Annotated in this window: 18 protein-coding genes; 11 read left to right on the forward strand and 7 right to left on the reverse strand. The window is 70.6% G+C overall.

From position 1 onward, the window contains the following. Positions 1 to 139: 139 nt before the first annotated feature. The gene (locus ABZ930_RS00885) at positions 140 to 790 is read right to left on the reverse strand and encodes a cytochrome b/b6 domain-containing protein (protein ID WP_361539285.1); all 651 of its coding nucleotides are present in this window, start codon (positions 788 to 790) and stop codon (positions 140 to 142) included. Further along, the gene (locus tag ABZ930_RS00890) at positions 774 to 1502 is read right to left on the reverse strand and encodes a molybdopterin-dependent oxidoreductase (RefSeq protein WP_361539288.1); all 729 of its coding nucleotides are present in this window, start codon (positions 1500 to 1502) and stop codon (positions 774 to 776) included. Before ABZ930_RS00890 ends, ABZ930_RS00885 begins: the two co-directional genes overlap by 17 nt. Positions 1503 to 1836: 334 nt before the next feature. On the opposite strand from ABZ930_RS00890, the gene ABZ930_RS00895 reads away from it, so the two are divergent. Beyond that, a complete protein-coding gene (locus ABZ930_RS00895; RefSeq protein WP_361539291.1) occupies positions 1837 to 2385 on the forward strand; it encodes an ABATE domain-containing protein in 549 nt (182 codons plus the stop codon). Between the two features lie 18 nt (positions 2386 to 2403). On the opposite strand, the gene ABZ930_RS00900 is transcribed toward ABZ930_RS00895, so the two are convergent. The 3 genes from ABZ930_RS00900 to ABZ930_RS00910 form a co-directional block, all read right to left on the reverse strand. Continuing rightward, positions 2404 to 2910: a cupin domain-containing protein gene (locus tag ABZ930_RS00900; RefSeq protein WP_361539294.1), complete on the reverse strand. Its 507-nt coding sequence runs from the start codon at positions 2908 to 2910 to the stop codon at positions 2404 to 2406. Positions 2911 to 3100: 190 nt separating this feature from the next. After that, positions 3101 to 3568: a hypothetical protein gene (locus ABZ930_RS00905; protein ID WP_361539296.1), complete on the reverse strand. Its 468-nt coding sequence runs from the start codon at positions 3566 to 3568 to the stop codon at positions 3101 to 3103. Between the two features lie 131 nt (positions 3569 to 3699). Beyond that, the gene (locus tag ABZ930_RS00910; RefSeq protein ID WP_361539299.1) at positions 3700 to 4761 is read right to left on the reverse strand and encodes an alpha/beta hydrolase; all 1062 of its coding nucleotides are present in this window, start codon (positions 4759 to 4761) and stop codon (positions 3700 to 3702) included. Positions 4762 to 5131: 370 nt separating this feature from the next. Here ABZ930_RS00910 and ABZ930_RS00915 point away from each other — a divergent pair, with 370 nt between their 5' ends. From ABZ930_RS00915 to ABZ930_RS00945, 7 genes are all read left to right on the forward strand, one after another. Beyond that, positions 5132 to 5983 (forward strand): alpha/beta hydrolase, encoded by an 852-nt coding sequence (locus ABZ930_RS00915; protein WP_361539638.1) that lies wholly within the window; start codon positions 5132 to 5134, stop codon positions 5981 to 5983. Between the two features lie 64 nt (positions 5984 to 6047). Continuing rightward, the gene (locus ABZ930_RS00920; RefSeq protein WP_361539302.1) at positions 6048 to 6494 is read left to right on the forward strand and encodes a VOC family protein; all 447 of its coding nucleotides are present in this window, start codon (positions 6048 to 6050) and stop codon (positions 6492 to 6494) included. Between the two features lie 101 nt (positions 6495 to 6595). Further along, on the forward strand, positions 6596 to 7054 hold the full coding sequence (locus ABZ930_RS00925) for a nuclear transport factor 2 family protein (protein ID WP_361539305.1): 459 nt from the start codon (positions 6596 to 6598) through the stop codon (positions 7052 to 7054). Positions 7055 to 7119: 65 nt separating this feature from the next. Next, the gene (locus ABZ930_RS00930) at positions 7120 to 7704 is read left to right on the forward strand and encodes an epoxide hydrolase (protein WP_361539308.1); all 585 of its coding nucleotides are present in this window, start codon (positions 7120 to 7122) and stop codon (positions 7702 to 7704) included. A 63-nt stretch (positions 7705 to 7767) separates the two neighbouring features. Next, entirely contained in the window at positions 7768 to 8361 is a 594-nt protein-coding gene (locus ABZ930_RS00935) for a hypothetical protein (protein WP_361539311.1), read from the forward strand. Between the two features lie 44 nt (positions 8362 to 8405). Beyond that, positions 8406 to 9863: an NAD(P)/FAD-dependent oxidoreductase gene (locus tag ABZ930_RS00940; RefSeq protein ID WP_361539314.1), complete on the forward strand. Its 1458-nt coding sequence runs from the start codon at positions 8406 to 8408 to the stop codon at positions 9861 to 9863. A gap of 102 nt (positions 9864 to 9965) precedes the next feature. Then, on the forward strand, positions 9966 to 10160 hold the full coding sequence (locus ABZ930_RS00945) for a hypothetical protein (protein ID WP_361539317.1): 195 nt from the start codon (positions 9966 to 9968) through the stop codon (positions 10158 to 10160). Here the strand turns inward: ABZ930_RS00945 and ABZ930_RS00950 are convergent. Next, on the reverse strand, positions 10127 to 10423 hold the full coding sequence (locus ABZ930_RS00950; RefSeq protein ID WP_361539320.1) for a helix-turn-helix transcriptional regulator: 297 nt from the start codon (positions 10421 to 10423) through the stop codon (positions 10127 to 10129). The genes ABZ930_RS00945 and ABZ930_RS00950 overlap by 34 nt on opposite strands. A 146-nt stretch (positions 10424 to 10569) precedes the next feature. On the opposite strand from ABZ930_RS00950, the gene ABZ930_RS00955 reads away from it, so the two are divergent. Both ABZ930_RS00955 and ABZ930_RS00960 read left to right on the forward strand, forming a co-directional pair. Beyond that, positions 10570 to 11448 (forward strand): helix-turn-helix domain-containing protein, encoded by an 879-nt coding sequence (locus tag ABZ930_RS00955; RefSeq protein ID WP_361539323.1) that lies wholly within the window; start codon positions 10570 to 10572, stop codon positions 11446 to 11448. Positions 11449 to 11594: 146 nt separating this feature from the next. Next, positions 11595 to 12827 (forward strand): helix-turn-helix domain-containing protein, encoded by a 1233-nt coding sequence (locus tag ABZ930_RS00960; protein ID WP_361539326.1) that lies wholly within the window; start codon positions 11595 to 11597, stop codon positions 12825 to 12827. An 11-nt stretch (positions 12828 to 12838) separates the two neighbouring features. On the opposite strand, the gene ABZ930_RS00965 is transcribed toward ABZ930_RS00960, so the two are convergent. Next, a complete protein-coding gene (locus ABZ930_RS00965) occupies positions 12839 to 13414 on the reverse strand; it encodes a helix-turn-helix domain-containing protein (RefSeq protein ID WP_361539329.1) in 576 nt (191 codons plus the stop codon). A 254-nt stretch (positions 13415 to 13668) separates the two neighbouring features. Here ABZ930_RS00965 and ABZ930_RS00970 point away from each other — a divergent pair, with 254 nt between their 5' ends. Further along, entirely contained in the window at positions 13669 to 14085 is a 417-nt protein-coding gene (locus ABZ930_RS00970; protein ID WP_361539332.1) for a hypothetical protein, read from the forward strand. Positions 14086 to 14204: the final 119 nt, after the last annotated feature.

Genomic DNA, 14204 nt, shown 5'->3' on the forward strand with positions numbered 1-14204 from the left:
AGTCGTGATGGCCGCCGGCCAATGCTGCCGGCGGCGGTCGCGTGTCCGCCGTGGGCAGAGAGCACACGTGTGGACTTGGAGTTCGGGGGACGGCCTCTGGCCGGTGTTCACATCCTGCACGTCCCGGGCCGGGCGACCATCAGTCACCTGACCGTCGTCGGGATGTAGGGGCGTCGTCGTGCAGCCACTCGGAGTGCTTCTCCCGCGCCCAACGCACCGGTACGGAACCGGTCCGCATGCCGAGCCGCGCCTCCGGGTCCTCGTACGCCTTGCGCAGGTGTGCGAGGAGGACGAACGTGATGCCCCAGGCGAGGCAGTCGTGCACGAAGATCGCGCTGGTGCGGGAGATCGAGGGAAGCAGTCCGCCGAACCACATCAGGAGCCCGGTGAACAGCATCAGCAGCACGGCGCCCGCGAGCCAGCCCGCGTAGAGCTTCTGACCGGCGTTGAACTTGCCCGCCGGTCGCACCGCGGGTGCGGTCAGGCGTCTGCGGGCCGCGCTCAGCCACTGCCGGTCGTAGGGGGCGAAGCGGTTGAGCCTGCGCAGATCCGCGCGGAACGCGGGGGAGAGCAGACCGAGCAGGAACGGCGCGGGGAGCAGGATCCCGGACCACTCGTGGACGGTGACCATCAGGTGGCGACGGCCGACGAGTTGGGCGAGCGGGCCGAGGTACAGGCACGCCGCGGTCACCAGGCAGAGCAGCATCAGTAGACCGGTGGCGCGGTGGACGAGGCGCTCGGCCCGGGTGAAGCGGCGGACCCGCGCTTCGGTGTCAGGCGGCGCGGTCATCGGCGTGCCCGTTCTCTCCGTCGAGCCAGCCGTCGATGTCGTAGCCGCGCTCCTCCCAGTAACCCGGGACGACCTCGTCGGTGACGGAGATGCCGGAGAGCCACTTCGCCGACTTGTAGAAGTACATGGGCGCGGCGTACAGCCTGACCGGACCGCCGTGCTCGTGGGTGAGGGGCTTGTCCTGCATCGAGAGCGCCACCATCACGTCGGAGCGGCGCGCCTGCTCCAGGGTGAGGTTCTCGCTGTAGGCCCCGTCGAAACAGGTGAAGCGGACGGCCTTGCCCTCGGGGCGGACCCCGGCGATGTCGAGCAGGTCGGCGAGCTTCACCCCCTCGAAAGGTGTGTCGGCCACGCGCCAGCCGTCGGTGCACACCACGTCGTGGACGACGCGGGTCTGCCGCATGGCGCGCAATTGCGGCAGGGTGAAGGTCCGGGGCCGGTCGACGAGTCCGCCGATGTGCAGCGCGTAGGTGCGGGCGTCCTTGCGCGGCACCGATCCCACGATGCTGTAGTAGCGGAAGCCGCCCGGATTGGGCAGGAGGCCGGTGACTCCGGTCGGGTCCGCCTGGGAGGCGGCACCCAGCACGCTCTCCCAACCGCGTTGCAGATAGGGCGCGGTGGCGATGCCGGCCGCCCCCGCGGCCAGCGTGGCCAACATCGCCCGCCGCGCCACGGGCGGCCCGCCCTCGGTGCCCTTGCGCTGGTCTGCCATGTCCGTCCCGTTCTGTCGTCGTACCGAAGGAGCTGTCGACGCGGCGATGCCGTGAGCGGCCTGTCCACACGTCGAGCTGACGACCGATGGCATCGTCACCGCTCTGTATGGTGACGATCCTTGCATGGGTGTGACTCACCGGTCAATACGGTGATGGCTGTCGCCGGGCGTCCGTAAGGGAGTGGAGCGGTCGGCACTCCATGACCGTCCGGTGCCGTCTGGTGCCGTCTGGTGCCGTCCGGTGGCTGCCGTCGGCAAGTGAGCGCGCTCGCGCGTGGGAAGCGCGGGGAGGGTGAGGCTTGCTTTCTCGTCGGTCACTGGTCAGTATGGTTACGTGAATCATGCCTTTCCTTGTGGGACGCTCCCTCTCGACTTCGTCGGCACGCTGCGCGCGAGGCGCAACGACCTGCCGATGGAGAAGCTCGCCACCCCCGAGCTGCTCGACGACTGGTTCATGGAGTCCGGCATGCTCGATCTGGCTCCGGGCGCGAGCGAGGTGGACCTCACCCTCGCCGTCGACCTGCGCGAATCGATCTACTCACTGGTCGCCGCCCGTCTGCACGACGAGCCGCTGCCCCAGGACGCCGTGGCCGAGCTGAATCTGCAGGCGTCGGGGATGCCCGTGACCCTGCGGCTCGGCCCCGACGGCGCGACCCGCACCGGCTCGGTCGGCCAGGGACTCGCGGCCCTCGCCCGGGAGGCGGTCGAGATCCTCGGCGGCGACGACGGGGCGCTGCTGCGCGAATGCGCCCGCCCGGAGTGCACCCAGGTCTATCTCGACCGCTCGCGGGGCCACCGGCGCGAATGGTGCGCGATGCGCACCTGCGGCAACCGCGTCAAGGCCGCCGCCTATCGGGCTCGGCAGCACAGCACCCAGGACTGATCCGGCGCCCCCTCGCGGTCAGCTGCCGCCCGGGGTGTTCTCGAGGTCGGCCGGCGTCGCGCCGGGCGGGCCGAGGATCACGTCCCCGATCTCCTCGGTGACGGCCTGGAACAGTTCCAGGTCCCATTCGGTCTCCGGAGTGGCCAGATGGGCGGGGGTCCCCGCGCGGCGCACGAGTTCGGTGAACCGGGCCGGTGAGCTGACGGTGAGGGCGCGGGCGCCGTCCTCACCCGCCTTGATGGTGTGGGGGGTGTTCATCGGCACCCGGTAGAAGTCGCCGGAACGCAGCGTGTACGTGTCGTGGCCCGCCCATACGGTGAGCGTGCCCTCGACGATCCAGAGGCGCTCCTCGTATCCGGTGTGCAGGTGCAGCGGCGTGCCCGAACCCGGCGGAAGGGTGACGTCCGCCAGGTCGTGACGGCCCTCCGTCTCCTGCGCCGTCGTGAGGACGGACATCCGCAGATGCCGGCCCAGGACGAACTGACGGTCCTGGGGGACGGGCGGCGGTGAGGGGAAGTTGCTCATGGTGTGCGGCTCCTGGCTCATAGGGACACCGAGCGGATCTTCGTTCGACGACGCGAGCATATACGCGATTGCGTACCAGGTGTGCACACCTCGGAGTGATCTCGTACGCGAGGAGTGCGTTGAGGTGTTCTGTTGAGTGTGAAGTCGGGTGTGAGGTTGGGTGTGAGTCGGGGTGTGCGGCAGGCCGGGCTCAGTCGTCCGTGTCCGCAGGACCGGACTCGGTGATCGTGTACATCACCGACCGCTGCTGCTTGTGGCGCTGGATCCGGCCTTTGGCGACGAGCGACTCCAGAGTGTTCCGCACCACCTGAGGCGTGGGGGAGCGGTCCGGATGCTTCTCCAGCAGCTCGTCCCGCAGTTCCTGGGCGAGGCGGGGCTCCTTGTGCGGTGCGAGCAGTTCCGCCAGGAGGTCCCCGAGCAGCGGCTGCGCCGTCTTCTCCTTCGCGGGGGAGGGCTTCCGCCCAGGACGCGGTGCCGGGGCCTTCGCCCCCTCGTGCCGCTCGGCGAGATTCATGATGTCGACCAGGAGGGCCTCCTCCTGCTCCAGCATCTTGATCTTCTCGGTCAGTTGCTGCTGCCGTCGACGGTTGTCTTCCAGATCCGACGCGGCCTGCTCTACGTACCGCGATCGGAGCGTGTCGGCCGATGGGGTGGTCACAACCGTTCACTCCTCAGTAGTGATGGACGCTGGGCATGGTACCCACGCGAATGCGCCCGTGCCGAGGAGTGCGGCCCGTACATGTGCTGCCCGGGCCGGCCGGGAGGGCCGGCCCCTGGGCGCCTTGTCCGTCAGAAGTGGTCCACGTCGACGACGGCCTGGGCGAACGCCGTCGGTGCCTCCTGCGGGAGGTTGTGGCCGACGGCCAGCGTGCGGTGCTCGTACTTCCCGGTGAACATCGAGCGGTACGACGACCCGTCGCCGGGTGCCGTGAACGGGTCGTACTGGGCGTCGATGGTGAGGGTCGGCACCGCGATGGTCGGGGCCTTCGCCAGCGCGTCCTCGTAGCCGTCGTAACGCCGCTCGCCCTCGGCCAGGTCCAGCCGCCAGCGGTAGTTGTGGATGACGATGGCGGCGTAGTCGGGGTTCTCGAAGGCGGCCGCGGTGCGCTCGAAGGTGGCGTCGTCGAAGCCCCAGGTCGGCGAGACGATCTGCCACACCAGCTTGGTCAGGTCGTGGCGCAGGTCCTTGCGCTCCATGGCCTTCTTGCCGCGCTCCGTCGCGAAGTAGTACTGGTACCACCAGGTGTGCTCGGCGGTCGGGGAGATCGGCTCCAGCTGGGCCTTGCGGTTGGTGATGAGGTAACCGCTCACCGAGACCAGCGCCTTGACCCGCTCGGGCCACAGCGCCGCGAGGATGTCACCGGTGCGCGAACCCCAGTCGAAGCCCGCGACGACCGCCTTCTGGATCTTCAGGGCGTCCATCAGGGCGATGATGTCGAGGGCGATCACCGACTGCTGGGCATTGCGGACCGTGCGGTCGGACAGGAACCGCGTCGTGCCGTGGCCGCGCAGGTAGGGCACGATCACGCGGTAACCCTGGTCGGCCAGCAGCGGCGCCACGTCGACATAGCTGTGGATGTCGTACGGCCAGCCGTGCAGCAGGACGACGGCGGGCCCGTGCTGGGGGCCCAGCTCGGCGTAACCGACGTTCAGCAGACCCGCCTTGATCTGCTTGAGCGCGGGGAACGAGGTGTGCGTACCCGGGGTGACGGTCGGTACGACGGGCACCTTCCCGCCGTGGCCCGCGGTTCCCGCGGCGGCGTGCGAGACGCCCTGCAGACCGGCCAGCGAGGCGGCGGCCGCCCCCGTGCCCAAGCCGACGGCCTTGTTGAAACTACGCCTGTTGATCATGAGAAACCTTCCGTGCGTGTGCGGTGTGCTTACCGACGGGGCCACTCTGCTCCGCGCCCTCGGTGCGCGCATCAGTCAGTTGACCGTGGTGCCGAAGGCTTCCCGGGTGTGTGACGGCCGGTGCCCCGTGGACGGTCATGTGACGGATGTGTGCCTCCTCGTCGCGGGTGACAGTGAGGACGGACATCGACTGCCGTCGTCTCGTCACCACCTTGACAGGTTATGCAGTGCCTGACAAGTTAATCACCAGACAAGGCGGTGACGCAGGATTGACTCCGGCGTCGCGTCGATTCCTTCGGTTCCTCTGATCTCCGATCTATCCGATCTATCCGATCTATCCGATCTCTCAGGAAGGTTTCTCGTGTTCACCATCAAGCGTGCGAGTGGTCGACGGGTTCTCACCGGCATCGGGGCCGCGGTCGCGGTCGGCGCCGCGGTCGGTGCCCTCGCGCTGAGCGGCACCGCCACCGCCGATGCCGACGCCGGACGTCCGTCGGGCCCCCGTGGCGCGGCCAAGCCCACCATCGTGCTGGAGCACGGCGCGTTCGCCGACTCCTCCAGCTGGAACGGCGTCGTCTCCCGGCTGCGCGCCGACGGCTATCCGGTCGTCGCCGCCGCGAACCCCCTGCGCGGCCCGCACGACGACGCCACCGCGCTGCGCGGCGTCCTCGACCACGTCAAGGGCCCCAAGATCCTCGTCGGGCACTCCTACGGCGGTTCCGTGATCAGTGCGGCGGCCGCTGGTGACCCGCAGGTGAAGGGGCTCGTCTACGTCGCCGCGTTCCTGCCCGCCGTGGGGGAGTCGGCCCTGGAGCTGACCAACAAGTACCCCGGATCCACGCTCCCCGACGCCCTCGACCCGGTGCCCGTCACTCTGCCCGACGGCACGAAGGGCACGGACCTCTACATCCAACAGGACAAGTTCCGCCACCAGTTCGCCGCCGACGTCTCCCCCGCAGAGGCCGCGCTCGCCGCCGTCGGGCAGCGTCCCATCGCCCAGTCCGCGCTCGAGGAGAAGGCCACCGCGGCCGCCTGGAAGTCCATCCCCAGCTGGGACATCGTCACCACCCGCGACCTCAACATCCCGGCCTCCGTGCAGCGGTTCATGGCCGAGCGCGCCCACGCCCGCACCACCGAGGTCGCCGCCTCGCACTCCGTCGCGGTCTCCCACCCCGGCCTCGTCACCCGCGTCATCGAGGAAGCGGCCCGCGCCACCCGGTGACGGGCTCCCGCAGGACCGGTCCGCCCCTCACACCCGAACAGCTCCGAAAGCGAGAACACCCACCATGGATCTGAAGCTCGAAGTCGTCGTCGTCCCCGTCTCGGACGTCGACCGAGCCATGGACTTCTACGTCGGCACCCTCGGATTCCGCCTCGACGCGGACTTCCCGATCCACGACGGCTACCGCATCGTGCAGGTGACGCCGCCCGGCTCCGCCTGCTCGGTCATCTTCGGCGACGGGCTGACCACCGCTCCCGCCGGCTCGGCGCAGGGCCTGCACCTCGTCGTGACCGACATCGAGCAGGCGTACGCGGAACTCACCGGCCGCGGAGTCGACGTCACCGGCCCGTTCCACGACGCCACGGGCGCCTTCCACCACGCGGGAGGGGAGCGGCGCGTGCAGGGTGTGGCGCCGGACCGGCCCAGCTACGGCACCTTCGCCTCGTTCGCCGATCCCGACGGCAACGAGTGGTTCCTCCAGGAGATCACGGCCCGCGCCCCCGGCCGCTGAACCCCTGCGTCGGGGACCCGCGCTGATTGGACTTGCTGGTCCATTTTCTGCGACGCAGGATGACCGGACCAGCCGGTCGTCCCACCGATCAGGAGGCAGTCATGGACACCGTCGAACGTCTGAGCATCACCGAGGACATCCGCCGTCTGATGGCGCGTTACGTACGGTACGCGGACCAGCAGCGCTGGCAGGATCTGGCACACCTCTTCACACCCGGGGGCACCTTCACCCCGCTCAAGCCGGACGGTTCGGTGTGGCTGCGCATGGTGGGCCGGGACGAGATCGCCGCGACCGTCGGCGCCGGCGGCGGCCGCGGCGCGACCCTCGTCCACCACCTGTTCTCCGACGAGATCGACGTCGACTCGGCCGAGGCGGCCCGGGGCGTGTTCGCGATGGAGGACATCGTCACCCGCCCCGCGGACGCCGAGACGTCCGACGAGATCCCCTTCCGCCGGATGCACGGCTTCGGCCACTACCACGCCCGCTTCGTCAGGGCCGACGGCTCCTGGTACATCGCCGAACTCCGGCAGACTCGGACCCGTCTGGACTTCACCCGATGACCCGGCCGAACCCCACCCCCGATCCCGCCTCCTCCTTGACACACCCACACGAAAGCAGGCCCGCCGTGAGCGAGGACAGCAACAGCACACCGGACGCACTGGCCCCCTACCGGATCGACGTCCCCCAGGACGTCCTCGACGACCTCGCCGACCGGCTGCGCAGGACCCGCTTCTTCGACGACCTCGACAACGAGGACGAGTACTACGGCATCAGCACCGCCTACCTGAAGCCGCTCGTCGAGTACTGGGCGGACGGCTTCGACTGGCGCGCGCAGGAGAAGGAACTCAACTCCTACAACCAGCACAAGGTCGAGATCGACGGCACGGCCGTGCACTTCGTCCACGAGCGCGGCAAGGGACCCGACCCGGTCCCGCTCATCCTGTTCGCCGGCTGGCCCTGGAACCACGCCTTCAACCTGCCGCTCGTCGGCCCGCTCACGGACCCGGCCGCCCACGGCGGCGACCCCGCCGACTCCTTCGACGTCGTCATCGCGAACCTGCCCGGCTTCACCTTCTCCACCCCCGTCGGCCGAGGCGATCTGAACTACTGGAAGATCGCCGACATCATGCACCGGCTCATGACGGAGGTGCTGGGCTACGAGAAGTACGCGGCGGCGGGCTCCGACTACGGCTCACTGGTCACCAGCTAGCTCGGCCACAAGTACGCCGACAGCCTCATCGGCCTGCACCTCGGCCAGGACCTGCCGCCCGGCATGTTCGCCAACGAACGGTTCTGGGACCTCACCGACGGCGCCAGGATCCCGGCGGACGCCACCCCCGAACTGCGCGCGGACCTAGAGAACTTCGTCGACACCTACGCCTCACATGTGGCGGTCCACATGCTCGACGCGTCGACCCTCACCCACGGACTCAACGACTCCCCGATCGGCATGCTCGCCTGGGTGCTGAAGCGCTGGAAGAAGTGGAGCGACAAGCGCGGCGACTTCGAGCAGGCCTTCCCCCGCGACTTCATCCTCACCCAGGCCACCAGCTTCTGGGTGACGCGGTCCATCGGCACCTCCATCCGCATGTACCGCAACGCCGTGCGCTACCCGTGGGTCCCCTCCCACGACCGGCAGCCGGTCGTCGAGGCGCCCGCCGGCTTCACCTTCCTGCTCGGCGACGCCTACCCGCCCGGCGTCGACACGCCCGAGGGGCGCATCGCGGCGTTCGAGAACGGCCCCTCGCGCAGCGCCTACAACGTCGTCAACGTCAACGCGCACATGAAGGGCGGCCACTTCGTCCAGTACGAGAACCCCGAGGCCTTCGCGGCCGACCTGCGGCAGACCTTCCGCAAGCTCCGCTGACCGCACCGCCCATCCCGTTCCGGCAGCCTCAGGAGGTGTCCCCGATGGGGACGGCCCACATCTACGACGTCATCGTGATCGGCGCGGGACCCGTCGGCGAGAACGTCGCCGACCGCGCCGTGGCCGCCGGCCTCAGCACCGTGATCGTCGAGAGCGAACTCGTCGGTGGCGAATGCTCGTACTGGGCCTGCGAACCCAGCAAGGCACTGCTGCGGCCGGTCCTGCTGCGCGCGGAGGCGAGCCGCGTCCCCGGTCTGCACCCGGCCGTCGCCGGACCGCTCGACACGGCGGCCGTGCTCGCGCACCGCGACCGCATGTCGGCGCACTGGGACGACACGGGACAGGTCGAGTGGCTGGCGTCGGCCGGCATCGCACTCGTACGGGGCCACGGCCGGCTCACCGGCCCACGCCGCGTCGCCGTCCGCACCCCCGACGGCGGCACGGTGGTGCTGGAGGCGCGGCACGCCGTCGCCGTGTGCACCGGCAGCCGTGCCGCGCTGCCGGACCTGCCGGGAATCGACACCCTCCGCCCCTGGACCGGCCGGGAGGCCACCAGTGCCGGGAAGGCGCCCGAACGGCTCGTCGTCGTGGGCGCCGGTGTCGTCGGCACCGAGATGGCCACCGCCTGGCAGGGGCTCGGTAGCCGGGTCGCGCTGGTCGCCCGCGGTGAACGCCTCCTGCCCCGCATGGAGCCGTTCGCCGGGGAACTGGTCGCCGATGCGCTGCGCGCGGCCGGTGCCGACCTGCGCCTCGGCGTCGGTGTGGCCCGCGCCGAACGTGAGCCGGGCCCCGGCGGCGAGGTCGGCATCACTCTGACCGACGGCACGGAACTCCGCGCCGAAGAAGTGCTGTTCGCGACCGGCCGCGCACCGCGCACCGACGACATCGGGCTCGAGACCGTCGGCCTCACCGCAGGCGAGTGGCTCACCGTCGACGACACCCTGACCGTCACCGACGTCCCCGGCGACTGGCTCTACGCGGTCGGCGACGTCAACGCCCGCGCCCTCTTCACGCACCAGGGCAAGTACCAGGCCCGGATCGCCGGTGCCGTCATCGCCGCCCGCGCCCACGGCACGCCCGTCGACGGCACCCCCTGGGGCCCGCACACCGGCACCGCCGACACCGTGGCCGTTCCCCAGGTCGTCTTCACCTCTCCGGAGATCGCCGCGGTCGGCCTCACCGCGGCCGAGGCCGAACGCGCCGGACGCGACGTCGACGTGGTCGACCGTGAGATCGGCGACGTCGCGGGCGCCCACCAGCACACCCCCGGTTATCGCGGTAGAGCCCGGATCCTCGTCGACCGGGAGCGCCGCGTCATCGTCGGGGCCACCTTCGCCGGTCCCGGCGTCGCGGAACTCCTGCACTCCGCGACCGTGGCCATCACCACCGAGGCCCCCGTGGACCGCCTCTGGCACGCCGTACCGGCATTCCCCACGATCAGCGAAGTGTGGCTCCGGCTGCTGGAGACGTATCGCGACGGCGTCGGACATGTTTCTGCGTAACCAGCTTGACTGGTGACGATTGAAGATGGAGGATGAAGGCGGTCCAGGTACTCACCGGGACGCGATCGGCAGCTCAGGAAACTCAGGAAAGAGGGACGAGCCATGCCCGAGACAGTCACGACGGACGTCGCCGCGACACTGCGCAGCGCGAAATACGGCAAGCTCCCCGAGCGGATCCGCTTCGAGGACATGACTGCGGAGGTGGACGCGGCCCCGGAAGCCGGGGCGAAGTCCGGCTACAACCCCGAGGGTTCGTGGAACCACTACTCGTGCCTGGCCCTCGACCTCGGGCTGTGACCCGGACGGCAGGCGTCGGTGTGCAGGGCGTCCAGCCGGTCCAGCGCGTCGCGCACCGCGGCGCGCGTGGTCACACCCAGCCTGGGGAGGATCCGGTACAACTGCGTGCTGACGGTCCTTCGGGGCAGCCCGGCCAGCTCGCCGATCTCCTCCACCGTCAGGCCCGCCGCGGCCAGCTCGGCGATCTGCCGCTCCCGTCGGGTGAGACGGCAAGGGGTGTGCGAAACGCAGGCCCGGCCGGGCGTCGTCATGGTGGCGGACATTCTCGCTCCTCGTCCTGTCGGTCGGTGCGGTTCGGTGACGCGTCCCATGGTCGTCGCGGACGCGTCCCCGACGCGATGGAGCCCTCCCGACGTTCCCGGCCCGCGGACCATAGGGCTGCCCCTACAGAGCCACGCCCCCGAAGGAGATGACTGCGGTGTCCGACCCCCGTGAACTCGGAGCCTTTCTCAAAGCCTGCCGAGCGCAACTGACGCCGGGAGCCTGCGGGTTGCCCGACCCGGACACGCCCCGCAAGGTCGCCGGACTGCGCCGCGAAGAGGTGGCCGGGCTGGCGGCGATCAGCGTCGACTACTACACACGCCTCGAACAGGGCCGGGTCCGGGCCTCCGCATCGGTCCTGGCCACCCTGGTCCGCGCGCTGCGCCTCGACGAGGACCAGCAGACCTACCTCTACGACCTCGCCGGCCGCACCGACGCCCGCCCGCGCCGCCGGACCCCGCAACGCCCGCGCCCCGCGATGCTGCGTCTCCTGGACCAGCTCACCCAGACACCCGCGATGGTCCTCGGCCGACGCCTCGACATCCTCGCCTGGAACCCGGCGGCCACCGCCCTGTACACGGACTTCTCCGCACTTCCGCAGGGCCGGCGGAACTACCTCCACCTGCTCTTCACCGACCCCGGCTTCCGCGGCCTGTACCGGGAGTGGCGCAGCGACGCCCGCGACGCCGTGGCGGCCCTGCGCATGGAGGCCGCCACCGACCCCGACGACCAGGACCTCGCCAGCCTCGTGGGAGAGCTGTCCGTACGCGACAAGGACTTCAGCACCTGGTGGGCCGAACACCGGGTGATCACCGCCACCTACGGCACCAAGCGCTACCGGCACCACCTGGTCGGCGACCTCACGCTCGACTGCGACACCTGGGCCTGCCCCGACGGCTCCGGCCAGCGCCTCATGGTGCTCACCGCCGAACCCGGCAGCCCCTCGTACGACGCGCTGCGGATCCTCACCTCGTGGACCGCGGGGCACCCCGCCGACCGGGAAACGCTGCGCGACCGAACGGCTTGAAACACTCACACGTGTGCCGCGCGCGCCCGGTATGTGAGATGGCCCCGTGAACGATCGATCCAGAACTGCTAAGTTGACGGGACTTGGAAACACGTGCGGGGCTTTCCGGTGCGCGCTCGCCCGCGGCGCCGGCCGGCGAGGTGGGTATGGACAACACGATGTTCGGCCGGCTGCTGCGCGAAGCGCGGCAGCGCTCGCTGATGACGATGGAGGGCCTCGCCGAAGCATCGGGTGTGAGCGGCCGGGCCATCAGCGACATGGAGCGCGGACAGAGCCTGCCGCGCCCGTCGACCCTGAGCGAACTGATGGACGCGCTCGCTCTCGGCGACGACGAGCGGCGCCGCCTGGCGGACGCCGCCGCACGCCGCCCGGCCCGATCCGTGATCCCGCGCCAGCTGCCGCCCGACCTCATGGTGTTCCGTGGCAGAACGGCGGCCCTCGCGGAGATCGACCGACGCACGGAGCCCCGTGGGCACACCGTCATCGCCGCGATCGTCGGCATGGCGGGCATCGGCAAGACGACGCTGGCCGTGCACTGGGCCCACCAGGTCGCCGACCGCTTCCCGGACGGCCAGCTCTACGTGGACTGCCGCGGCTTCGACGCGACGGACAGCCCCCTGGACCCCGGTGCCGTCCTCGCCGGCTTCCTGCGCGCGCTCGGCGTACCGAGCCACGGCATCCCCGACGGAACCGAGCGGCGCGGCCAGCTGTTCCGGGAACTGAGCGCGTCCCGCCGGCTGATCGTCGTACTCGACAACGCGCGGGACTCCGCACAGGTCAGACCCCTCCTGCCCGGTTCCGCGGGATCCCTGACCCTCGTCACCTCACGCAACCAGCTGTCCGCCCTCGCCGCGGTCGAGGGCGCCTCGGTGCTCAACCTCGACGTGTGGACACCGGACGAGGCGTGCGCGGCCCTGGCCGCGCGGATCGGCGAGCGGCGCTGCCGCGCGGAACCCGAGGCCGCCGCCGAACTCGTCGCGCTGTGCGGTCTGCTGCCGCTCGCCGTCGCCGTGGTCGGCGCACAGCTCGGCGCGGTACCGCGCCTGCCCCTGCGCCTGGCCGTCGCCGAACTGCGCGCCACCCAGCCACGGCTCGACGGCCTGACCACCGACGACCTGCGCGTGGACGTGCGGGTCGCCTTCTCGTGCTCGTACCGGACACTCGACGACGCGACGGCCCGGTTCTTCCGGCACCTGGTGCGGCACCCGGGACCCCTCGTCTCGACGGAGGCCGCGGCCGCCCTCGCCGCGGTGGAGCTGCCGCAGGCGCGACGCCATCTGCGCGCGCTCACCGCGGCCGGCCTGATCTCGCGGGACGCCGACGGCCACCACGTCCTGCACGACCTGGTCCGGGCGTACGGCGGCGAACTCGCCGAGTGACCCGGCGCCGCTCAGTCCAGGACACGCAGCGCCCCGGACACCGCCGACTCCAGAAACTCCCGGCCGGCCCGCGCGTTGCCCATGACCCGCAGCCCCTGCACGAACGTGGTCAGGAACCGGGCCAGCTCCGCCGGGTCGTGGACGGCGCGCAGCTCGCCCCGAGCCCGCGCGCGCCGCAGCGCGTCGGCGAGCAGGTGTTCCACGGCATCCATGGCCGCCCGCACGCGGTCCACCGTCGCGGGGTGCCCCGCGCGTTCCGTGGCGGCGTTGACCAGCAGACAGCCCTGCTCCGGGTCCGCGAGGTCCGCCGCGGCCAGGGCGAGCAGCAGCTCCCGCACCGTGGCGCGGATGTCGCCGTCGGCCCGTAAGCGCTCCGTGAGATGCCGGACCAGGTCGGCGCAGTAGAGGTCGAGGGCACGCCCGTAGAGCTCCTCCTTGGAGCCGAACGCCGCGTAGAGACTGCCGCTGCCGATCCGCAGCCGCGCCGTCAGATGCGGCATGGGCGTGGCGTGGTAACCCTGACGGCAGAAGAGACGCATCGCCCGCTCCACTGCCAGGCCGGTGTCGAATCCGCGGGGGCGAGCCATGTGTGTCCTCTTCGTCCAGGTGTCACGCGGACTCGACTGTCCCAGATCCCCGGGCGCGCAGCATGAGTCGATCGACTGCACGCCTGCGGACACCTGTGCAGGTTCTTAAATTAACCAGTGAAGTAACCGGTGGGGCTGTACTTCCGGCCTCCCGGGTCGGCATGGTAGTGCCCGCACACTTGCTCAGTCGCCCGCCCGGCCCGAGATCCGCGGCCGGCCCCGAGGGCATCGACGGAAACGGTCCGAGGACACACATGCACCTGCATCTGAAGTATCCGCTGGAGCCCGACAGCGCACCTCGGCATGCGGCGGCGGTCGTCGAGGCGGCCCTGGACATCAGCGGCGCGGAGCTGGACTACAGCCCCGCGAGCATCGAACTCGTCGAGGACATCGTCGACAGCTTCCGCAGCGACGGAGCCACCTGCGACGAGATGGCCGAGTCCCTCGCCGAATTCGGCTGCTACGTCGGCGAGATCCTGGTCCTGCACGCGGGCGGGACCTGGCGCGAGGGAACCGATACCGACAGCCCGGTGCCGCTCGTCGTGGAACTGCCCGGTCGGCGCCGGTGCCACCCGGTCGACTGGGTCTTCCGGCGGCTGGAGCACGGTTCCGACGTCAGCGTCCGCGCTCTGTACGCGACGGCCGTCCACGGCGAAGCGGGTGAGGTGTGACGGCCGGTGGACACACCTGACTGATAGGATCCCAGCGGATCCGGGAGCCGTGTCAGTGTCGTGTGTCGCATCGCCCGAGAGCGCCGGGCACACCACATTTTTGTCAGCACACCCGGTGA

Source organism: Streptomyces sp. NPDC046716, assembly GCF_040645755.1.
GTDB lineage: Bacteria > Actinomycetota > Actinomycetes > Streptomycetales > Streptomycetaceae > Streptomyces.